Origin of the sequence: Shewanella oncorhynchi (genome assembly GCF_030848765.1) — a bacterium.
Taxonomy (GTDB): Bacteria; Pseudomonadota; Gammaproteobacteria; order Enterobacterales; family Shewanellaceae; genus Shewanella; species Shewanella oncorhynchi.
In genome coordinates, this window is the sequence record NZ_CP132914.1 from 4804411 (window position 1) to 4826929 (window position 22519).

Here is a 22519-nt window from a genome sequence, read left to right on the forward strand (position 1 = left end):
CTAAAACTCAAGGCTAAGCTCCTGTAGTTCTTTAAGCTGTAAACTCGCAGGGAAAAAACGTTGGATAAATGTTTGCTCATCAATAGGACGAGAAAAACAAAAACCCTGTCCAATCGTACAGCCAAGCTGTTGCAACAATACTAATTGGGAATTTGTTTCAATACCTTCTATCACTAACTCCATATTAAGTGCTTGTGATAACGCTATCACGCTGGATATTGCGGCTTGGCACCTAGGCTCAACACTAAGTTCACGCACAAAACAACCATCTAATTTAATTTGTGAGAAAGGCAATTCGCATAAACGTGCCAATGAAGAATGTGCAGCACCAAAATCATCAATCGCCAATTCAAATCCTAGCATTCGCAAGCGGATTAAATTCTCCATATTCACTGCTGGCGCAGCCAACAAACCCGTCTCAGTAATTTCGAGGGTAATGCATTGAGGAAGAATGTTAAATTTCTTTACCATATCGACAATCTGATACACTAATTTAGTCGAATTAAGTTGAGAGATATCGAGATTATAGGCGAGAGAAATTAGGCTTTCATGTTGTTGTAAACGCTGTTGTAAAGCGCAGCCTTGCTCGAATAACTGTAAGAATAAATCGTCAAGTAAGCCATGTGAAATTAACCGGTCAATAAAAGTACTGGGATTTAACAATCCAAAATCAGGATGATGCCAGCGTGCTAGCATTTCTGCCCCTTTCAAGCTAAAGCCTGCAACATCAAACTTAGGCTGATAAAACCCCACGAACTGTCTTTGCTTCAATGCCTGTTCAAAATCCTCAAATACAAAATTTTCGGGGCACCTAGCTGCGATAAAACCCGAAGCTATTTGACTCCTTTGAATGCGACTGTTGGTAAATCTATCTAACATACGCTGCAAATTATCCACTGATGGGCACTTACTTAAATCACCAAGATATTCAAAATTAAGCATTTTTATCATCTGCGATACAGACCGCCTGAGTTCCTTATCAATACAACTAAATAATGCAACAGAAGCTATATCGTATTTCGCTTTTGCTTTGCGCAAAAACGATAGACCATCAATACCTGCCATCATGAGATCGCATATCACTATGTCCGCACTATGATGCTCATCGAGCCAAACAAGCGCATCTTGTGCTGCCCCAAAAGCAAACACCTCAACGTTGGTAAGAGATGCAAGATTATGCTCAAGTACTGCACGTTGAAAGGGGTGGTCTTCTAAGACAATCACTCTAACCTTACCCATTGAATACCCTTTAAAATTAAAATACTAATAGACAAATGCCTGTTACGCCCTTGCCGCAAAAAAGCTGCAACACCGAGATATAGATAGTCAGCTATAATTTAAATCACTAGAGGATCAAAACTCGAGATACAAATATATACAGATGTTTATGAATTAAAAACAATGAGAATGCCTATGATTAAATTCATCTGCCTTCAAATATTTTACGACTATTATTTAAAAGAAATTGCTGAAAAATATGTAGGAAAAATCTTAATCACATAGTTTTATTTCACTGTAGCGACTTACAAAGGATAAAATCTGTACTCAATAGTTACGGAGTTACATGAATGAAAAGAAAAATATTAATAGTAGATGATCATCCAGTTGTTGTTTTAGCACTAAAAATCATTTTAGAACAAAGTGGCTTTGAAGTGATAGCAGAAACCAATAATGGTGTTGATGCATTAAAACTTATTAAAGAGCTCTCACCCGATGCTGTTATTCTCGATATTGGCATCCCCCAATTAGATGGATTAGAAGTGATAGAAAGGTCAAGAAAACTCGTAAAGAGCCCGCCAATTTTAGTCTTGACTGCACAACCATCTGATCACTTTGTTTCCCGTTGTATTCAAGCCGGAGCTTCAGGTTTTGTCTCTAAACAAAAGGACATGAATGAAGTCACTGGCGCGCTTAGAGCAATTCTCACAGGCCACTCCTATTTTCCGATTATAAGCAATAACAACATGATTGCTAAATCGAGTCAGGACGAGGCTGAACTCGTAAAAAAGCTTTCAACTCGCGAAATGGTGGTGTTGCAGCAGCTAGCAGTCGGCTTATCTAATAAAGAAATAGCCGAGCGTATGCTGCTAAGTAACAAAACCATTAGCACATATAAAACTAGACTACTTGATAAACTAAATGCAAAAAATTTGGTAGATATAATTGAAATAGCAAAGAGGCAAAACTTAATATGAGAAATGTTATTTTCATTCTTATATTGAGTCTAAATTCAATTTATTCACTAGCACATGAAAGTAAATTTACCCATTATCATTTGATCGGCTATCAAGAGAAGGCTGCATTGCCTATCCAGCTATCATTAGAAGAGATTGATACACTTAAAAAATATAAATTTCTGAATATTGGCATATCGTCGCCTGACTATCCACCATTTGACATGACAGTAAATGGTGAACAAGAATTTTATAAAGGAATTAGTGCTGACTATATACATATTATTGCTAATATGCTCAACATTGAAGTCAATGTAAAACGTTATGCATCTCGGGAAAAAACAATTACCGCAGCGCTCAATGGAGAAGTAGATCTAATTACTACAGCAAATAAATTTGAACAAATGCACGGTCTTCTACTAAGCACACCTTATACCGTTGATAAGCCTTCTATATTCAGAAATGCTAACTTAGGTGATAATGAACAAATCAAGTCAATGTCTATGGCCTATGAGTACTTACCAGATGAAGCGATAACAGATATTTATCCAAATAGAAAATTACTCAAATTTTCCTCTAGACAGGCGGCCGTTGCTGCAGCTGCATTTCGGCAAGTTGATGCTGTGATAGTCGACCAAGTTTCCGCCAACTATTTAATAAACAACAACTTCTCAGGAAAACTTAAATTAGACACTCACTTGTCTCTAAACTCCTATGGCAGCGCCTTTGCTACAACAGAACAAAATAAGGCCTTAATAGATATAATTAACAAATCTATTAATAATATTTCACTCGAACAGAGAAAGTTGATTAGAAAACGCTGGAGTGGCGGTGGAAGCACCATTCCTTTTGCCTCAGAACTCCCCAGTTTTACTGCAGATGAGACGGCTTGGCTACAAAACAACCCTAAAATAACAGTGGCAATTAATAAGTATGCGGCACCGCTAACATACCTTGACGATACACATAACGCTGAAGGGTTTGGCATTGAGGTTTTGGAACTAATACAAATGTATTCAGGGCTAAAGTTTGACTATATTGTTAACAATAGGTTTTCAGAACAGATTAGTTCCGTACTCAATCATAAAGCTATGATGACAATATTCTCACCGAGTGAAGATCTTAATAAAAATATTATTTTTACTAAAGAATTCTCAAATTCACCTTATGTTTTTGTAACACAGAAAAATGCACAAGACCTAGATATTAACGCTATAGTTGTTCCCGATGGTACTTTTAATGATAACATGCTCAGAAAAATAAACCCTAATGCAGACATTATAATCGCTGACAATTATCTTGAGGCATTGAATGATATAGCGACTGGTGCAACAAATACCACTATTGTGCCACTGGCTTTAGCCGACTTCTATGTAAATAGTTATTTCAGTGATACTTTAGAAGTAAGTAAGATCATAGATGAAATTCCAAGAGCGTCTGTGGTATTCGGAATGGCGAGTTCAAATAAACTACTTAAGAGCATACTTAATAAAACATTAACAGTTATTCCTCCTGATGAATTACAAATGGCAGAAAATCGCTGGCGCCGTAATGCCCTGCCTGCACGCCAAAGCTGGAAGGATTATAAGTACACTATTTACACTATTGTGATTGCCTCAACGATCATGATTTTAGTCTCAATTATTTGGGCTCTTTACACTCGAACTCATTATCGCAAGCGGCTATTAGCTAAAAAAGAACTTAATCAACAACTGCAATTTATGCAGTCCATTGTTGATGCCATACCTCATCCTATTTATGTAAGAAATAAGCGGCGTGAACTGACTATGTGTAACGAGAGTTACCTTAATGCTTTCAACGCCTCACGCGAAGATTTGCTATATAAGACCACAATGGAAGGAGCCAGTCGCTCTAAAGAGGCTCCTATTGTAGATAAAGAATATGTACAAGCCTTAGAGGATGGTATTGCCGTATTTAAGGATAGAGAACTTCATATAAATGGACATAAATATAATATTTATCATTGGTTTAAATCCTATGGCGATGAAGCCGGCAATATTGAAGGGATTATTGGTGGTTGGATAGATGTCAGCGATAGAGTCAAGCTTATTGAAGAATTAGAATATGCTAAGGAAGCTGCGGACAGTGCAAGCCAAGCAAAGAGTACTTTCTTAGCAACTATGAGTCATGAAATCCGTACGCCAATGAATGCCATCATAGGAATGTTAGAACTGGTACTAAAACGTACAAATTCACAACAGTTTGATTTAAATTCAATTAAAGTTGCCTATGATTCCGCTAATGACTTACTTGAACTTATTGGTGATATTTTAGATATTGCTCGTATTGAAGCGGGTCAGCTGTCACTTTCGCCCATGAGAACCAATCTTAAGACAATTGCAACCTCTGTCGTGAGAGTGTTTGATGGACTAGCAAGGCAAAAAGGAATCACTTTACAGTTGGATTTCGATCCTGTTATTGCGAATGATGTACTCGTTGACCCTATGAGGATTAAACAAATACTGTCAAATTTAATTGGCAACGCCATTAAATTTACTGATAGCGGTGGAGTAAAAGTGAAAATTCAATCAGAAAGTTTCACCAATACAACCCACACGATTCTATTTACTGTCACGGATACAGGAATTGGCATCTCGGGGGACGACCAACAGAAACTATTTACCCCTTTCAGCCAAGCACAAGGGACCCACACAACCCATGGTGGTACAGGGCTTGGGCTCATGATTAGCCGCTCTCTGTGCGAAATGATGGGTGGGAGTTTAACCCTTGAAAGTAAATTGCATCAAGGAACTCAGATCAGCATGCAATTAACCCTCACCCAGCTTGAAGCCGAAGCAATCCATAACCCTTCACAACCCATTCCAGAATCGCATGTGAGTAATCCCCTCGATATCTTAATTGTTGACGATCACCCTGCGAATCGCTTGCTATTAGCCCAGCAGCTTAAATATTTAGGCCATAGTGTTGATGAAGCAGAAAATGGCTTAATTGCCTTAAACATGTTCGAAAGTAAACAGTACCCTGTGGTGATCACCGATTGTAATATGCCAGAAATGAACGGTTATGAACTCTGTCAGAAAATTCGCCAACTCGAACACAAACGTCACACGCATGCTATCGTCATCGGCTATACCGCTAATGCCCAAAAAGAAGCCAAGGATGCCTGTTTAACTGCAGGGATGGATGACTGTTTATTCAAACCCATCAGCCTAATGGAGCTAGAAAGTATGATTAAACGGTTTACCCCAGAGAAAATCACCATAACCGCCACACATTTTGCCGCTGACGCAGTAGAAAAACTCACAGGAAATAATGCAGAGTTAGTCGATAAATTGCTTAAAGAACTCCTTAAAAGCAATCAAAGCGACTTGCAGTCCCTGTATGTAGCCCTCGAAAATAATGATTTGAGTACCATCAAAGATCTCGCCCATAAGATCAAAGGTGCTGCGAGAATTATCGATGCACAGAAGCTTATGTCTGCCTGTGAAATGCTGGAAAATGCGAGCCATCAGCAGTTGAATACTTATGTTGAAGCCGTATCTCAGGCTATTGCTTCACTCGAGGCAGAAGTGATCTCTTATACCCAAACAGCCTCAAAATAATGCCCAAGCCCATAGCTTCAAGTCACGCTGTATAAATGCATATACATAAGGCCCTGTTGTAAACAGAGCCTTATGTTCAATTCACTGTCAAAGCAAGCGGCTGAGCATTCCCCTCATCGTCTATGTACTCGGCCTTTAGGATAAGTCCAAGCTGATCGATTAACTCGCTCTCAGTGATAGTCACAGTTTCTACGGAGTAAGGGGCTAGCATTCCTTGAAAAATAGCATAATCCCTCCCTTTAAAACTCAAACTGAGGTTCTGATAGGTCACATAGTAAGGTGACTTATTCTCTATTGATAACATATTGTCTTTCAATATAAATGACTGCCACTTTGCTAAGTCTAAAACATCAATAGCGAGCTTATTGGGCCGCACAAAAACCTTCATTTGAGTACGTAAAGCGACAATCAACAGTTGCCCCTCGGTTTCATCAATATTTTTGGCGGGGGTGGGTGGAACTTCGTATACATTCAGCCAGTATAACTGTTCTTGTTTTTCAGGTTCCTGCTCCGCAATATTAAGCAGATTTATGTGCTTGCGCTCCTTTGGGGCAATTTGCAACAAGCCAGGATAGGGCAAAATTGGCGCATTTGCAGTTTCAGGGCCAGAGTCTGGATCGCCGTCATCCACCCACAGTTGCACCATCACAGGGTAGTCATTAATATTCACCAGTGACAACCCTTGATCCCGATCGGAAGCCGCAAAAATAATTCGACTACGATCGGCGACTACGCCAGCCAGAGCGTTTTGCAGCATTAGGAGCCATAAAACTAAACTACTGAACCCGAATAAGCACTTCCGCTTTTGCATAAAATTTTCCTGCCGTTGGACTCATTCCGGGCAACTTGCCAAAAACAACTCTGTAATTATCCATATATTGATAACTCGTACCGACAATACCTGTCTGATTCCCCTGTAATGGCCGCCAACCGTCTTTCCATGCATTATATTGTGAGTCTAAGCTGGTTCTATTATCAAAATTTAAAAAGGGTTGAATCACACCATCATTGCGTTGTAGCTTTACCCCCACACCATTAGCAACCATATTAGCACCATAGGCATTACTGACTAGATATGTCACAGCATCCTGAGTAGTAAACCCCAACCGTCTCGCCATCTGGTAATTATTACTCTCAATCTTAAAGGCGATAGCGTTCGCATTAACTGCGGGGCCATTGATATTGGCTTTCTGTTGGCAACGATAATTAATCTGGATGTCAGCTTCTCGGGTAATGCCGCTGTTTAATTCCGCGATAGTCACAGTGGGGAACAACACATAAGGCGTGACATTCATTACCGCACAACCTCCAGCCCTTCGCGTATACAACTGTTGATATAAGCTGATATTCCCAGGCCAATTCGCATACCAGCCTGGATAATGACTAATATGGTCAACCCCTTCCGTAGGATAGGCAAGGCAAGGCCAGGCCCACCAAAAGCAATATAAGCTGCAGGTTGATTATAACTGTATGCTATAGACTCAGTCACACCTCTGATATTGCCAATCTGGAACAGCTCTATCGTGACATCAGTAAAGTTTTTCGCCTTCACTAATATTCTTCCCTGAGCATCACGGTCTAACCCCCGCAGCGGCCGATATTGCCATAAGCGCGAAAAATACTGACCGGTGGCATTATTCTTAACCCTGAGCACAACATTTCGATGGTAAGTGGCATAACCTTTGTTAATACCATAAGCCACGCCATCTTCGTACATGCCGCCATAAGCATTATCAGCGTTTACTGAGTAGATCTCATTTAGTTGGTGCTCATCCGCCGCATCGCAACGAAAAAGTACCTGATCAGGATCATACCCGCCAGTCTGTCCATAGGTACTGAAGGGCACAACACTCGATCCCAATAACGTGCCATTGGGTTGAAAACTTTCATCGGTAACATTGATGATAGGCAGATTAAGTATGCCCCTATTAGCATCGTAACCACCAGACCATATAGCTGTTTTACCATACGCAGGTGCGACATAATAAAAATTTGCCGGATCTGTTGTAGTCGTCGATATACGGTAGCAAGTCGCCATAGCTTGACCACTAACTAAAGTGGCAAACACAAAAGATACCACTGCCAACAGCCGACCTAGGTTGAACTCAATCATAGTTTTTATCTCAATTAACCCGCTCACATAGCGCAGGCATTCTTAATAAAGTGTTATCACGACTGCTTTCGAGGGTATAGTCAAAGTGACATTGCTGATCGGGTTTATTTCCCCAATTAACGGTCAACTGACCACTCGGTTTAGAAGCTCTGACATAAGCCATACCAGCCTGTCCAACCATGCCCAATACTAGGCCATCTTCGTCCACGACTTCGGCGCCAATAGGAATAACGCCGCCGTTGGCTTGCTGAGTCATGAAGACGACGGCTATCCCGTGTCTAGTCTCGAATTTCATCTTAACGATAGAGCCGGCATAGGGCGCAACTTGCTGTTGTGTCTCGATAAGTTCTGTACCACTTAACATAGATCCCGTATCAAGCGTGACACTATTTGTGCGATAAGGCGTCAAAGATGGGATAATTGCATATCCCAAGTCATCAATCTCAGTACCCCAATTATTAGTCACTTTTGCGCCAGAAGCTCCCTCAGCTTGAACAATCGCAAAAGTATCACTGAGGTTTTGGCTTAATGTTACGCCGCCAGAATGCACCACTGCTGCACCACTCAACCCAGCGCCAACCTGCTGATAAGTATCAGAAATCGAATAGTTACCCGATAAAGTCGCTTGGCTAAAACGCTTTTGCGTATTGACGCTGACACTTTCACTCGAACTATCCTGCCGCTGCAGTGAAGCATTCAGGCCATATGTCCAAGTATTATCATCGTCCACAGTGCCTGCGAGTCCTAGATTATACTGTTCATTACCCCTAAATGAGTGACTAAACCCACTGCTAAGCATGTTTGACTGGCGACTACCAAATGGAATGGACACGGTGAGACTCACAAGATCTTCCTTCACCCTATCAGAGGAATAACCGCTCATTTCAGTTAATAGCTGACCACCAAACCCATTCTGTAGCGGAACTTGACTGGTATATTGACGTGAAAAAGTGAGTCCTATATTCACACGACCAATACCCACCGTATAACCGAACTGTAGTTGATCGTCATCATCGCGCCCATCACGGTATTGACGTTTAGAACCACTCAAATAAACAAAGCCAAAGTCATCTAAACTCTGATTCACACTTAAACTCATTTCAGACCGCTGACTGTAGGTCTCAGATTCAAAAATATTCCCACTCTCCAATGCCCTCCTCAAACCTAAAACATCATTCAACTCCCGAAATGACTCTGTAGAGTAGTGATATCCAGCAAGTGCCACTGATGTCCCCGAATCGAACGAATGGCTATAATTAAGTCCAACACGCCAGCCATTTTTCCACTCATTTAATGCTGAAGACTGAGAAATACGAGACATTGAATGTACAACGGTTAACCCTAGAGCCCCCCATTCTGTACCTAATACAGTCCCTAGACTCAAAGCAAAATAATCATCTCCGACACGCCCACCGCTATTTAGCGTCAGCATATTACTCAAACCATATTCAGAAATTAAATCTACAAAGTACCCACCAGACTCTGCTTGATCTACTTCACCAAATGATAACCCGTACTGGAAACTTCCTTCACGCAACGAGCCAGGCACAGCACTGAATGGCACAGTAAAACTAGAGACCTTCCCATCGGCTTCACTAATTTCAACTAACAAATCCCCCTCATAACTTGTGGGAAATAAGTCATTAATAACAAAAGGCCCCGCCGCTACTGTCGTTTGATAAATACTCACACCATTTTGCTTAATCACTACGCTGGCGGTTGAGTTAGCGAGTCCTCTGACGACAGGTGCATAACCACGCTGCGATTCTGGTAACATACGATTATCAGTCAGCAACTGTACGCCAGTAAAAGCTAAACTACCGAAAATATTTCCTCGAGTGTAGGCATCACCAAGCAAGAGTTCGCTCTGCATATCCGGCAAGGCTCTGGTGATATAAGTTCTAATAGAATTAAAACTTTCTTGAGTATTTTGGGCAACATCCTTGTACTGATAACTCGATTGATTTCTCAGGCGCCATAATCCTAAATTGACACCTGAATTAAGGCCCGTATAAATGGCACGCATATCGCTACCAGCACTGCGGCTATTAGTTTGATAGTAGTTACTGTTGTAACTGATAAATCCAGCATTCTCTCCCTCACTCCAAGATGAAGGATCAACATAGCCACGCGGAATCTGCCGTAAATAAGCTTGTGGGATCGCAATCTCTAATCTTAATTTCTCGGCATCAAATTGCGTCGATACCCCCTTGACCACAGTATCAGGGGCCGCACATTCAGCCTGCAATAATGCATCTTCGTTTATGTATATTGCAGTTACATTCGACTTGTTCCAGAAATTAAGGTCGAGACAAGGCACAACTCCTTGGGAGCCAACCTTAACAAAATTAATAATTTCCCTATTTAAGTAAGTACCATTTATATAGATATCAACTTGGTATTGACCTGGAATAGTTTCTGCAGTCGAGTTAAAGCGAGAAAGATAACTATCGCCATAACCACCACCAAGTAATAGGCTGTCATCAAATGTGAAATCCTGTAAGTCATCAGCCCTCAACGATGAAGACATGCAAAAGATCACACCAATCAATAGCAGCAAAGAGTAAATTTGGCTCATCAAACGCATGGATTTTTTCATAACCAATCTTATCAATGATGTTCAGATGCAATAACATATTCACTTTTTACAAATCCGCCGTAATCATTTACTAAAGTGAATTCAATCGTCATTGGATATGTGATGACAAACTGCTGATTCTGAATGTCTATCAACTGATTAGACTTAGGTTCAAGCATAGTAATAGGGATGATTAGCTCTTGTTTTCCCGACTTAATTTTTGCCTCAACAAAAGAGGCGAAAAAAGCCGCATTATTTTTCACATCAAGGTGCATTCCAGCATCAGCATACTGAACATCAAAGGCAATCTCTTTTGCCACATCATCTGGATTAGATTCAATCTCTACAGGCCGATAAAATATTTTCACTCTATTTTTGAGCATCACTAGCATCTGATTTTCACCAGCATTTTCTTTCGATAATGGAGGTATCTGTAGAAAATTAAGATAAAACACACTCTCACGGTCTTTTGGCAGCTCACCGCCGCTATAAATTAAGCGAATTAACTGCCCTCGCTTAGGCTCTATTCTGAAAATAGCGGGTAACGCCAAAAATGGGCCATCAGCATTCTCAGGTGTCGACTCTGAGTTATTAATATCAGTCCAGACCTGAACTACATTTGGAAAAGTATCGTTATTTGTTAACTGAACACTGCGCTCTTTAGCATCACTTGGATAAATTACACGAGTATTGGTCATCACAACACTGGCATTTACGAAATAGACCTGAAAAAAGATGACAATAAATAAAGAGAATCTAAGTAATACAGAAGATAATCGCATAAATTTTCCATCGAAAAGAAGGCTCACTCTGTATTAGAGTGAGCTCAAACAAGACAGGGTTAATACTGTTACAGGTAGGTGATAAGGTATTGCACAGTACTAATAACACGACCCGCTGTTGCACTGCCAGTTTCAGAGATATATCGCACTGCAAAATCATGGGAGGCAGAACTTTCACCTGCTGCAACATTTAATCCATCTATAGCATTTCCAATTGTTAAATCGATGCCAGCTCCACCCACGGACTCAAGAATTTGTAGTGCCACATTTGTTGCACTACCTGTATTGACCAAGTTACCACCTGCTGTAATATTATTAGAATAAAATACAGTTTTAATTGGTAGAGCTTTCGTTGCATTAACAGTACAACCACTGACCGATAAGGTAAATGGAGTTTCACCAGCCACAGCGCCTGCTGTTGCAAGCTCAACTGTAGAAACTGTGGGTAACAAGACTAGTGGAGTGGCAGCATTACCATTAATAGCCACTTCACAGGTTTGATCAGATACTTCACCTGCGAATGTAATAGTATTATTCGCTTGAACACTAGTACCAAACAATGCACCTAAAACTAAAATAGATAGCGTTAATTTTTTCATCAGACATCCTACTGTTATTACTATATGGGGATATTATGGTTATGGCTCATCGAAGCTGAGCACACAATAGCAACAACACTAACAATTACATATAGGACTAGACTTGCGATCTTGTAGGAAATTTCTGACAATAAATATACTAAATATAAAAATAAAAAAGCGATTTCAAAAAGTGAAATCGCCATTATTAATAGCAAAATTGTGCATCAATTATAATGAAGAGCAAGAATAACTTCATTCTCATTTTTTCGGCTAAAAACCAGATTATTAATTTGTTTGAACTGGGTTAATAAAACACGTTTTTCGCCACTATACATAGCGTTCGGCAATATCTTAGGCTGTATAACTTGGGTAAGAAATTGATTAAAATTCTGGTCATAACAAGAAATGGTAGATAGATCGGAGTTGCAACTTGGTTCTGCTATCTCACCTTGAAAAGAAAGAGTTCTAAACTCAGTTTTTGCTATCACGTTACAGCTTATCACCGCGCTCAACATGACTGTAGTTACGCCGAATAACGATACCTTTAACATCTCATCACCCATTTCGATTTGTAGGACACCTCCTAACTATCGACCAAGAATGGATGTTCTGAAGTATATTTACTGGCAATAAATGTACTTATTGATAAGTTAAAAATTTATAACTAACTAATCACACTTATCTAGCTTAAAACACTACTCATTCATATAAAAATTTCATGGCAAGAATAAGCATTTAAAAAAACAGTAGTCAACACAGGTTTGGTTAAGATCAACCGCTATACTATTCTTCCACTGCGCATAGTAGATTGTTGATACATTACGGGGCAGCAACCATCGCACTTGGCTATCGTCTTGAAAATAATGAATGTTATTTTTTTTTAGCAACTCAATTAAAACTCTCGTCTCAAATTGGCATAGAATGACCTCAGCTCCCAATACATAACTGAGCTTTAAGTCCTCGCGTTCAAAAGCGATACCCTTGCAAACTAACCAAAACAAGCTCTGCTGACATACTTCGACGCCCCCATTGACACGAAATGCAGTACCCCAACCAGATTCTGATGATAGGGCTAACTTAGTGATCATTGAGAACATAACTTCCCACCTTTGTAAGCATTAAAAAAACGCATAATGAGTATCTATCGTAAATTGGCGGGTATCCCTTCTAACTTAAATGCTTTCCTTGGTACATAATCCATCGCTACCCGACCAAATCTTCCGTGCTCAATATCCATATCAACTTTGCTTAAGGCGATACTCAAAATGCGGAGGAACAAACCGTTCGATAATAAGCATCGAAAATAACTTTCGAATTGAGGCTCAAAAGTTAGCGATATATTAACTATTTATAACGGCTCTAAATGTAGGATAAATCCGATGTCTCGTGGTGAAATCAGCCATAGTCGCATACGTTTCAATACGATTGAGCTTTATAGCTATAGCGAAATTCACTTTAAATAGCGCGATTAAATCCATTCTTTCTCCCATAAAAAAACCTGCCGCAGCAGGTTTTTTATGGCTAAGTTAAAATCACTTTACACGTGACGCAACTTAGGCTTCCATGCAAGCTTTTAGCTTGTTCATGGCATTTTTCTCAAGTTGGCGAATACGTTCGGCCGACACTTGATAAGTCTCTGCAAGTTCTTGCAGTGTGGTTTTATCGTCATCTAACCAACGAGCGCGCAGAATATGCTGGCTACGTTCATCTAGGGTTTTGATGGCCGATAATAAACGACCTTGAGCATTGGATTCCCAGTTGTCGTTTTCAATATTTTCCGCTAAATCCGATGAATGATCTTCCAAATAATGGACGGGGGCAAAATCATGCTCCTCGTCTTGATCATTGGTTAAATCAAATGCCGGATCTTGCGCTGCCATACGTGATTCCATTTCGGTCACATCGGCCTTAGACACACCTAAATTCTCAGCCACCATAGTGACTTCTGCATCGCTAAACCAACCTAAGCGTTTTTTCGCTTTACGGATATTAAAGAACAACTTACGTTGTGCTTTAGTGGTCGCGACTTTAACAATGCGCCAGTTTTTCAGCACATATTCATGAATTTCAGCTTTGATCCAGTGCACAGCAAAAGACACAAGACGCACGCCAACATCGGGATCGAAGCGTTTAACCGCTTTCATCAAGCCTATGTTGCCCTCTTGGATCAGGTCTGCCTGTGGCAAACCATAGCCTGAATAGCCTTTAGCAACGTGCACTACAAAACGTAAGTGCGACATAATCAGTTGCTTCGCAGCTTGTAGATCACCAGTTTCCTGTAAACGCTTGGCTAACTCATACTCAGCCTCAGCGTCCAGCATGCTGATGCTAGTCACTGAATGGATATAAGCTTCTAGACTACTGGCGCCCTGTGGGACTGTCAGTGCCATTGATTGCGTTTGAAAGGTCATTCGCTCTCCTACATTTATCAGACTACTTAACGAGTGCATTCTTAGGTTCAACAACAAAATACCCTAAGAATAAGCTCACGAACTATCGGCTAATTGACAGAGTATGTCAACCTCAGCTCGTTTGCAGATACCCTTTTTACCTCGCTGAAGTAGACATTGCAAGTGAACAAAAGTTCATTACTCAGCATATTTTTCATCACTTTTTTTAGTTTAATCGACTGATTATTATGAAGGTTCAATCGACCGTAAATGCTGGCGTACAGACAAATACGAACCTAACCAACCTAAAAATGAGGCAAGTCCAACCAATTGCAGCAGTTCAATAAAAGTGAGTGATTTCATCTCGAGCTGACTGCCATACAAACCTAAAAGTTCGGCAAGGGCAGAATCGAGATACCACACTAATAAGTTGATGATAAGCCAAGCCAATATGCCGCCAATGACTCCGTACCAAATCCCAGTGTAGAGAAATGGGCGCTGGATAAAGGCTTCAGTTGCTCCGACTAGCTTCATCACTTCAATTTCGCTGCGCCGATTCATAATCGCTAAGCGAATCGTATTACCTATCACTAAGACCACGGCCAGCACGAGTAACGCGGCAATCGCCATCACAGTACGTTCGAGTAGACGCACTACCGCCTGTAACCGTTCTAACCATTCGATATCTAAACGGCCAAAGCTAATCTCAGGCTCGCGCTCTAGTTTAGTTAAGAGTTCACGGGCGCCCACTGGTGTTGAGTAACGCGGCGTAGGCGTAACGGTAATGACCGCGGGCAAAGGATTTTTATCTAAATAGGCCAAGGCCTCACCAAACCCAGATAAGCGTTGGAATTCTTCTAGCGCTTGATTTTTATCTATGTATTGCACTTTATCCACTTCGGGATATGTCCGAATGCGCGTCAGCAGGCTCTGAATCGTTTGTTCACTACGATTATCGTCGATAAACAAGGAGATCTCTGCCGCGCTGTTCCAGGAACTGGTAATGGTCTCGGCATTTTTAACTAACACTTGCAATGCTGCAGGCAAACTTAGGCTCACCCCTAAGACAGCCATGGTCATCACAGAGGATATTGGGTTGCGCCAGAGCTCTCCCATGCTCGCCATTGCTTGCTGCGCATGGCGAATAAAAAACATCACAATCCGACCAGACAGAGGCAGCTTGCTGCGAGTTAATTTTGCGCTATCGCTCATTGCCCTTCACCTCTATTCGTCGGTGCACTGCGAGTGTGCACATTAGGATGCAACTCTTGTGCACCTAACATACGGCCCTGTTTGAGGGTAAAAGTGCGATATTTCATTCGTGCGATAAGACCTAAATCATGGGTGGCGATTAATACGCTGGTTCCCGCATCATTAAAGGTTTCAAACAGACGCAAAATATCCATAGATAATTTAGGATCTAAGTTACCCGTAGGCTCATCGGCGAGCAGTAAAGGCGGTTTATTCACAATCGCACGTGCAATGCCAACACGTTGCTGCTCACCGCCGGACAACATAATCGGGTTATGCCGCTCCTTGCCATATAAACCCACCATGTCGAGGGCACCCGCAACACGCTTACGGATTTCGCCATGGGAGAATCCCTCAATCACCAGTGGTAAAGCCACATTGTCGAACACACTTCGGTCCATCAATAGGTGATGGTTTTGGAAAATCATCCCGATATTGCGGCGTAAATAAGGCACATGTTTAGGGCTGACTTTGGCGATATCGTGACCGTTAATCGCGACGCGCCCCGTTGTTGCCCGCTCGATTACCGTGATTAATTTCAACAGCGTACTTTTACCCGCCCCCGAGTGGCCGGTTAAAAATGCCATTTCACCTTGCTGTAGATGAAAATTCACATCCTCCAGCGCCATTTGGCCGCCAGGATAAATCTTACTGACCTGCTGAAAATCAATCATAAATTAGCTATCCGCTTTTTCTTGAGTGAACAAGGCATCGATAAATTCTTTCGAATTGAAGGTACGCAAATCGTCAATTTGCTCACCCACACCTATGTAACGGATCGGAATATTAAACTTATCAGCAATCGCAAATACCACGCCGCCCTTAGCCGTTCCATCTAACTTGCTGATGGTAATACCCGTTACACCTACGGCTTCCTGGAATAATTGTGCTTGGCTAATCGCGTTTTGCCCTGTGCTCGCATCTAATGTCAGCATGACCTCATGTGGCGTATCCGGGTCGAGTTTCTTCATCACTCGCACGACTTTCTTCAATTCTTCCATCAAGTGCGCTTTATTCTGTAAACGACCAGCCGTGTCGGCAATCAATACATCCACTTTACGCGCCTTGGCCGCTTGTAAAGCATCGAACAACACAGAGGCACTATCAGCACCTGTATGCTGGGCAATCACTGTAATATCATTACGTTGACCCCAAACCTGTAGCTGCTCAACCGCTGCAGCACGGAAGGTATCACCCGCGGCTAACATCACTGACTTACCTTGGCTCTGATATTGTTTGGCCAATTTACCAATAGTGGTAGTTTTACCCACGCCATTAACGCCAACCATTAAGATAACAAATGGGCCATTAGCATTGTCTGGTACTAACGGGATAGCGACGGGATCGAGTGTTTTTTGCAACTCATCCCGCAGCAATTCATATAAAGCTTCGGCATCTTTAAGCTGCTTACGTGAGGCATGCTCTGTCAAATTCTTGATTAATCGCGTAGTGGTTTCGACACCAACGTCGGCGATTAATAATTGTTCTTCGAGTTCTTCAAACAGATCGTCATCGATTTTCTTGCCGCGAAATAGGCCGATAAAACCACTGCCAATATTCTCGCTGGTACGCATTAAGCCACGTTTCAGGCGAGCAAAGAGCCCTTCCTTAACGGGTCTAGCCTGCGGCTCAGGTTGCAATTCAGCAACGGCTGTAACAGTTTGCTCAATTTCAGCTTGTTGCTGAACTAAAGCCTCTGCTTGCTCACGTGCTAGTGCTTCGCCAGCGAGTTGTTCTGCCGCTAAGGCTTCAGCGGCCAAACGGGCAAGTTCAGCTTGTTCCGCTGCGAGTAATTCTGCTTCTAGCTGAGCCGCAACTACACGCGACGCCTCTGCTTGAGCTAATTGCTCTGCGGCGGCTTGCTCAACCGCTAACTGCTGTTCTGCCAATTGTTCTGCAATGCGTTGCTCTGCTTCTAACTGTGCTTCGGCTAACTTCTCTGCAGCATGCTTTTGTGCACTAAGTTGTTCAGCAACCAAACGTGTCGCTTCAGCTTGCTGATTAGCAAAATGCAACGATTCAATTCGAGCATGCTCAAGGGCGAATTGCTCGGCCTCGGCTTTTGCCTGTGTTTGTTCGGCCGCTAACTGTTCTGCAGCCTGTTTTTCAGCATGAGCTTCGGCCTCAATGGCCCCTTGTGCCTCTACTTGTTCCTGCGCGACACGCTGTGCTGCATCAGTATCTTGTGTTGGAGTAACAACTGGCGTTTCAGCGACGACCTCATCTTGTGACTTATCTTTACGAAACCAAGAGAAAAAACCTTTCTTTGCCATGTGTGATTCCAGCGCTCTACTTCAGTATTGAATTTTGAATAAGACCCTGATGTTATACCAGATTGCCTCGGCAATTACGCCCAAAAAGTCGGCAATTAGCTAAGCTCAGTTAGCCTTCTCACCTTTTAGTGAGACTTTGATATAAAATAGCGGCCTTTATTAAGGTGGCACAGTCTACCACTTTCTTTCTTCAGGCAAAATCACGGGGGCACTTTGGTTAATCATCGAACGGTCAAAAATAATGTGACCAAGGGTCAAACAGCCAAAAATAAACCCGGCAGTGGACAAGTGCGGATCATCGCAGGCCAATGGCGCTCGCGTCGTCTACCTATCCAAGATCTCGAAGGTTTACGCCCAACGACAGACAGGGTTCGCGAAACACTCTTTAACTGGCTGGCTAATGATTTAGTCAATGCACGTGTACTCGACTGTTTTGGCGGTAGCGGCGCTTTAGCTCTCGAAGCCTTGTCCCGCTATGCCAGTTTCGCCAAAATTATCGAGTTGCAACGCGGCGCAGCCCTGCAATTAAAAGAAAATCTGCAAACCCTTAAATGCGATAAGGCCGAAGTGCTCAATGCTGATACGTTAGTGGTACTGCAAAGGGGCTGCGAGCAAGGTTTCGATGTGGTATTTATCGATCCCCCCTTTCGTAAGGGATTGGCAGAAAAGACGATTCAACTGCTAGATTCTCAAGGTTGGCTTAATGATGGTGCGCTGATTTATGTTGAAATCGAGTCTGAATTGCCGCAACTTGCTATCCCTTCGCGCTGGCACGCCTTAAAAGAAAAGAATGCAGGGCAAGTGAGCTACCGTTTATATCAATATCACTCAGAAACCACTGTTGAGCCCATCGAAGATGAAAACCATGCCCTTATTGATTAACTTAGGTAAAGCCATCACTCTGATTGCATGGTTGATGATGGCCTACAACTTAGTCATCCCCTTTGAAGGCAATGTGGCGATTACTTTAAATATCCTGTTTGCCATTACCTGCATGATGCATTGCTTCCAAGTCGCGATTTTCCACATGCTGTTTAAGACCTTACTACCATTAACGAAACAAGATTATCTACAAGTGTTTATCTTCGGAATTTTCAGCCTGTTAGCTTATCGGCAACGGGTGATGACTCAAGCGAATTAACCGAGCACACAGACAGCAAAAAGCCCTCTATTGAGTAATGCCGATCAGTTAAGACAGATCGCTTGACGATCTCGCTGAAAAGATCAAAATCCGATGACCTCATGTCATCGGATTTTTTTATGCAACTCTCAGAAGCACTCGCCCGTACTCATATTACCCGCCTAACCGAATTCACCTGCTTAGCAGATGTGTTAGAACCTGAGTTAATTCAATCTTGCCTAGACTCTCAGGGCGTTGCGACGTTAAGACGGCGTAAATTGCCGATGGACGCGATGATTTGGGCCGTTATCGGAATGGCTTTGTTCCGAGGGGAATCTGTTCGGTCACTCATCAACAAACTCGACATTGTTTTGCCGCAAGAGATTGATTATGTTGCACGCAGCGCCGTGACTCAGGCGCGTAAACGATTGGGCAGTGAGGTTATTAGAGAAGTATTTAGTCGCAGCGCCAATACCTGGCACGCGAGAGCTGAACATCCTCATTGGTGCGGCCTTAACTTGTATGGTGTTGACGGTGTAGTGTGGCGGACACCCGATAGTGTCCAAAATCAAGCCGCCTTTGCGCGTACCGCAAACGCTTCAGGCGAAGCTGCTTATCCGCAAATTCGCATGGTTTGCTTGATGGAATTAAGCAGCCATTTGTTGGTCAACAGCGCCTTTGATTCGGTTGCCGAAAATGAAATGAACTTAGCATCCCAGCTCATTCCTAGCATTCCCAATTACAGCCTAACCCTATTTGACCGAGGATTTTACTCGCTCGGCCTGTTACACGCTTGGCAGCAAGCGCAACCTGATAGCCACTGGTTGTTGCCATTGAAGAAAGGCACTCAATATGAGGTGGTGCGAACGCTAGGAAAGCATGATCAGTGGGTGAAACTCACCACTACACCTCAGGCCAGAAAGAAATGGCCGCAGCTGCCTGAAACTCTTGAAGCGCGTTTATTGACTAAGACAGTGAAAGGTAAGCCAGTCGCCATTTTGACCTCGTTGACAGACCCGATGCGTTACCCCAGCGAAGACATCGTCGACTTATATGCCCATCGATGGGAAATAGAACTGGGCTACAGAGAGATGAAGCAACATCTACTGGAGAGCCGTTTTACGCTCCGTAGTCAACTACCGGAGCTGGTGACTCAAGAGTTATGGGGCGTGCTACTGGCCTATAATCTCATTAGATATAAGATGTTGCTGATGGCTAAAAGCTTGCCATCGGTCCACCCCAATCAACTGAGTTTTCGAGATGCGGCGAGTTATATCATCTTCAAGTTGACACAACTGTCATCACAAACACCGGGGAATGTCCCGAGAGACGTATTGGATATAGAACGAAATGCACGGCAATTTAAGCTGGATGGTAAACGGGAAAGGGCATATCCACGAGTTCTTAAAATGAGCAAAAACAAGTTCCCGGTTAGACCAAAGAAAAATGCCGTTCACTCTTAAGTGAACGGCATTACTCTATTGAGGGCTTTTTAATGGCTATCAATTAAGAAACTTAATCGCTAAACCTTATCCTTTTGGATATGGGTGTGCTACGCCTTTATGGCAGTCAACACAGGTCTTTCTCGCGTCAGGTTCTTTCTTGAAGTTATTTGAGTGCATTCTTACAGCCATTTTACTCATAGTTTCTGGCTGATTCTCGTAAATACGAGTGTGGCAATGCTGACAGTTAGCAGAATCGTTCGCACGGAAATAGTTCAGCGCTTTATCCGCTTGTTCTTTACGATTTTCATCTAACCAAGCTTGAGTGTTAAAACCATCAATTGTCATGAAACCATATAAATCTTTAGATACGATGATTTTTTTGATCAAATAATCGACTGGACCATGGGGTAAGTGACAGTCTTGACACTGAACCGTAATCCCCGCTTTGCCGCCGCCATGGGCAGAAGCCAACACTTCATCCTTCAGCGAATGATTGCTATGGCAAGACATACAGAATTCATCTGTACTGGTCGCGTGTAATGTTTGTTGAGTGGTAAAGTATCCCACAACACCCACTACAATACCGACGACCAGTAGCGCCAGGATTGAATATTTCGCGCTAGGTTTAAATAGTGCACGCCAGTTCATCACTCTATCTCCAAAATTGTCAAAATTAGTTTTTATAAGACTAGTTTATGCTCTTTCATTTATTAGAAATTTGATTTTAAGCCGAAATTTGCTGATTAAATTAACCTTAAAAGCGCAAAATGAGACTTAGCTCTAACTATTTAGACGTCATTTGGTAAAAACCGCTAGCTGAACTGTGATGCACTTTAACTAAAGCTAATGCAATCACCCGATAATCGCAAGTTACCGATTTTTTATAGTTAGGTTTTCCCTTGATAATTCAGAACTAGAAAATCATTTTCTAGAAAACAGAAATGTGATCACGCCAATGCTTATTGCACCTTAAGAGTGAAGCAGAAATAAATGGTAAAACGCAGGTAAGCCGAATAATACTGTTCGAAATGAAACTTTCTACGATCAATTTGAGTCTCTTAAAATACACAGTCATATTCATGATAAGCCCGTTGAAGACAAAACTTCGAGTCAGAAATTCTATTTGCTAATTTAGATTAATTAGATATTTGAATTGAGGCGTTAACTGAAGTGTGAGTTAAATCATTACAGCTAAACATCGCTATGCTAGAATCGAGCCGTTCATCATTTGGAAGACTTATGCATCACACACTCGGTCGTTATTTTTTAGTCATATTCACTCTACTCGCACTCGTCGGGCAAAGTGTCGTGTCTAATGGTCACGCCATGGTGCCACACACTATGGATATGAGTGCGATGAATCATGAGGTTTCCTCCCAAATGCACCACGCTACAATGATGCAGATGGACACAGAGAACAGTTCTGACTCACATTCAATGGCCAACGCGGATTGCTGCAACGATAAAATGCTTCCCGGCGCGAAACAGCATTGCTGTGATGGCACCACATCATGTTCAAATGATTGTGGTCATTGTTTGACGATTTCAGTCGCTGGCACTCTATTCAGCCCACACCTCTGGCCAAGTGTGAGCATGAGCGATACTGCAATGGCCACTCCTATGCCTCATTTCCACTCTATCTCTTTGTCTTCGGCCTTTAAACCACCGATAACCTAGCTCTACTTTGTGCTTATTGGGCAAATAAACCCTTAAAAAAGCCAAACGACCAAGCTAAAACGACAATGCTGTTAGCCCTAAGCTAACGCCCTATTTAGCCGTTTATTGTGGTGCCTTATCATTAAATCGTGCACCCGAGTCTAGCAGAACGTTGATTACTGAGCCGAATGCCAAATTGTGGCATCAATACGTCTATCGAAGCGAACCGCTTTGATCCACTGTGCTCACTGACGTTTATGCGCTCGTATTCGGCCGTTAATCCGATGGAGTGAATAATATGAAAACACTAACTAATCTCGCCTTAATCGCATTCTTGCTGACCAGCACAAGCGTGTTTGCGACGGCAGCGCCGCACGCACATCAACACGACAATGCCAATCCACAGGAACAAGCCCATACCCATGTTTGCCCTATGCACCCTGAAGTGACTGGCAGCAAAGAGGATACTTGTCCTCAATGTGGTATGAACTTAGAGCCAAAGGCGGTAGAAGCAAAACCAGCTGAAGGTGCGGCAAAAAACGCCCACAAACACCACTAAGCGAGGCTGGAGA

The 22519-nt window shown here is 42.4% G+C and carries 19 protein-coding genes; 7 read left to right on the forward strand and 12 right to left on the reverse strand.

Translation table 11 applies throughout. The annotated features are described in order from the left end of the window. Complete coding sequence (locus RA178_RS21160; protein WP_113940278.1) at nucleotides 1–1239, reverse strand: EAL domain-containing response regulator; 1239 nt, start codon at nucleotides 1237–1239, stop codon at nucleotides 1–3. 329 nt (nucleotides 1240–1568) lie between these two features. Between RA178_RS21160 and RA178_RS21165 the strand changes: the two genes are divergently transcribed. Continuing rightward, entirely contained in the window at nucleotides 1569–2195 is a 627-nt protein-coding gene (locus RA178_RS21165) for a response regulator transcription factor (RefSeq protein WP_113940277.1), read from the forward strand. After that, nucleotides 2192–5758 carry a response regulator gene (locus RA178_RS21170; protein WP_306683767.1) on the forward strand — a complete coding sequence of 1189 codons (3567 nt, stop codon included), beginning with the start codon at nucleotides 2192–2194 and terminating at the stop codon, nucleotides 5756–5758. The genes RA178_RS21165 and RA178_RS21170 overlap by 4 nt, the downstream gene beginning before the upstream one ends. Before the next feature lie 76 nt (nucleotides 5759–5834). On the opposite strand, the gene RA178_RS21175 is transcribed toward RA178_RS21170, so the two are convergent. From RA178_RS21175 to ftsY, 10 genes are all read right to left on the reverse strand, one after another. Then, complete coding sequence (locus RA178_RS21175; RefSeq protein WP_306683769.1) at nucleotides 5835–6515, reverse strand: fimbrial biogenesis chaperone; 681 nt, start codon at nucleotides 6513–6515, stop codon at nucleotides 5835–5837. A 19-nt stretch (nucleotides 6516–6534) separates the two neighbouring features. After that, entirely contained in the window at nucleotides 6535–7053 is a 519-nt protein-coding gene (locus tag RA178_RS21180) for a fimbrial protein (RefSeq protein WP_306683771.1), read from the reverse strand. Then, nucleotides 7053–7871: a fimbrial protein gene (locus RA178_RS21185; RefSeq protein WP_306683773.1), complete on the reverse strand. Its 819-nt coding sequence runs from the start codon at nucleotides 7869–7871 to the stop codon at nucleotides 7053–7055. The genes RA178_RS21180 and RA178_RS21185 overlap by 1 nt, the downstream gene beginning before the upstream one ends. Nucleotides 7872–7881: 10 nt before the next feature. Beyond that, nucleotides 7882–10470 (reverse strand): fimbria/pilus outer membrane usher protein, encoded by a 2589-nt coding sequence (locus tag RA178_RS21190; protein WP_306683776.1) that lies wholly within the window; start codon nucleotides 10468–10470, stop codon nucleotides 7882–7884. Between the two features lie 11 nt (nucleotides 10471–10481). Further along, a complete protein-coding gene (locus RA178_RS21195) occupies nucleotides 10482–11231 on the reverse strand; it encodes a fimbrial biogenesis chaperone (protein ID WP_306683777.1) in 750 nt (249 codons plus the stop codon). 68 nt (nucleotides 11232–11299) lie between these two features. Next, nucleotides 11300–11830, reverse strand: a complete 531-nt coding sequence (locus RA178_RS21200) for a fimbrial protein (protein ID WP_198572386.1) — start codon at nucleotides 11828–11830, stop codon at nucleotides 11300–11302. Nucleotides 11831–13365: 1535 nt separating this feature from the next. After that, nucleotides 13366–14223 (reverse strand): RNA polymerase sigma factor RpoH, encoded by an 858-nt coding sequence (rpoH, locus tag RA178_RS21205; RefSeq protein WP_006079635.1) that lies wholly within the window; start codon nucleotides 14221–14223, stop codon nucleotides 13366–13368. A 225-nt stretch (nucleotides 14224–14448) separates the two neighbouring features. Further along, nucleotides 14449–15414: a permease-like cell division protein FtsX gene (ftsX, locus tag RA178_RS21210; protein ID WP_113940269.1), complete on the reverse strand. Its 966-nt coding sequence runs from the start codon at nucleotides 15412–15414 to the stop codon at nucleotides 14449–14451. Continuing rightward, nucleotides 15411–16127 (reverse strand): cell division ATP-binding protein FtsE, encoded by a 717-nt coding sequence (ftsE, locus tag RA178_RS21215; RefSeq protein WP_105250626.1) that lies wholly within the window; start codon nucleotides 16125–16127, stop codon nucleotides 15411–15413. Before ftsE ends, ftsX begins: the two co-directional genes overlap by 4 nt. Nucleotides 16128–16130: 3 nt before the next feature. Further along, on the reverse strand, nucleotides 16131–17726 hold the full coding sequence (ftsY, locus tag RA178_RS21220; protein ID WP_306683780.1) for a signal recognition particle-docking protein FtsY: 1596 nt from the start codon (nucleotides 17724–17726) through the stop codon (nucleotides 16131–16133). 213 nt (nucleotides 17727–17939) lie between these two features. On the opposite strand from ftsY, the gene rsmD reads away from it, so the two are divergent. The 3 genes from rsmD to RA178_RS21235 all read left to right on the forward strand — a co-directional run bounded on the left by rsmD (nucleotide 17940) and on the right by RA178_RS21235 (nucleotide 20309). After that, nucleotides 17940–18608: a 16S rRNA (guanine(966)-N(2))-methyltransferase RsmD gene (gene rsmD, locus RA178_RS21225; RefSeq protein ID WP_263185123.1), complete on the forward strand. Its 669-nt coding sequence runs from the start codon at nucleotides 17940–17942 to the stop codon at nucleotides 18606–18608. Then, a complete protein-coding gene (locus RA178_RS21230; protein ID WP_263168555.1) occupies nucleotides 18583–18867 on the forward strand; it encodes a DUF1145 domain-containing protein in 285 nt (94 codons plus the stop codon). Before rsmD ends, RA178_RS21230 begins: the two co-directional genes overlap by 26 nt. A 119-nt stretch (nucleotides 18868–18986) precedes the next feature. Beyond that, on the forward strand, nucleotides 18987–20309 hold the full coding sequence (locus RA178_RS21235) for an IS4-like element ISSba6 family transposase (RefSeq protein ID WP_259216148.1): 1323 nt from the start codon (nucleotides 18987–18989) through the stop codon (nucleotides 20307–20309). A 66-nt stretch (nucleotides 20310–20375) separates the two neighbouring features. Here the strand turns inward: RA178_RS21235 and RA178_RS21240 are convergent, their stop codons facing one another. Then, nucleotides 20376–20939, reverse strand: a complete 564-nt coding sequence (locus tag RA178_RS21240; protein ID WP_105250630.1) for a NapC/NirT family cytochrome c — start codon at nucleotides 20937–20939, stop codon at nucleotides 20376–20378. Nucleotides 20940–21530: 591 nt separating this feature from the next. Here RA178_RS21240 and RA178_RS21245 point away from each other — a divergent pair. Together RA178_RS21245 and RA178_RS21250 are read left to right on the forward strand one after the other, a co-directional pair. After that, nucleotides 21531–21968 carry a hypothetical protein gene (locus RA178_RS21245; RefSeq protein ID WP_306683782.1) on the forward strand — a complete coding sequence of 146 codons (438 nt, stop codon included), beginning with the start codon at nucleotides 21531–21533 and terminating at the stop codon, nucleotides 21966–21968. Nucleotides 21969–22245: 277 nt separating this feature from the next. Further along, nucleotides 22246–22506: a heavy metal-binding domain-containing protein gene (locus tag RA178_RS21250; RefSeq protein ID WP_113940264.1), complete on the forward strand. Its 261-nt coding sequence runs from the start codon at nucleotides 22246–22248 to the stop codon at nucleotides 22504–22506. Nucleotides 22507–22519: the final 13 nt, after the last annotated feature.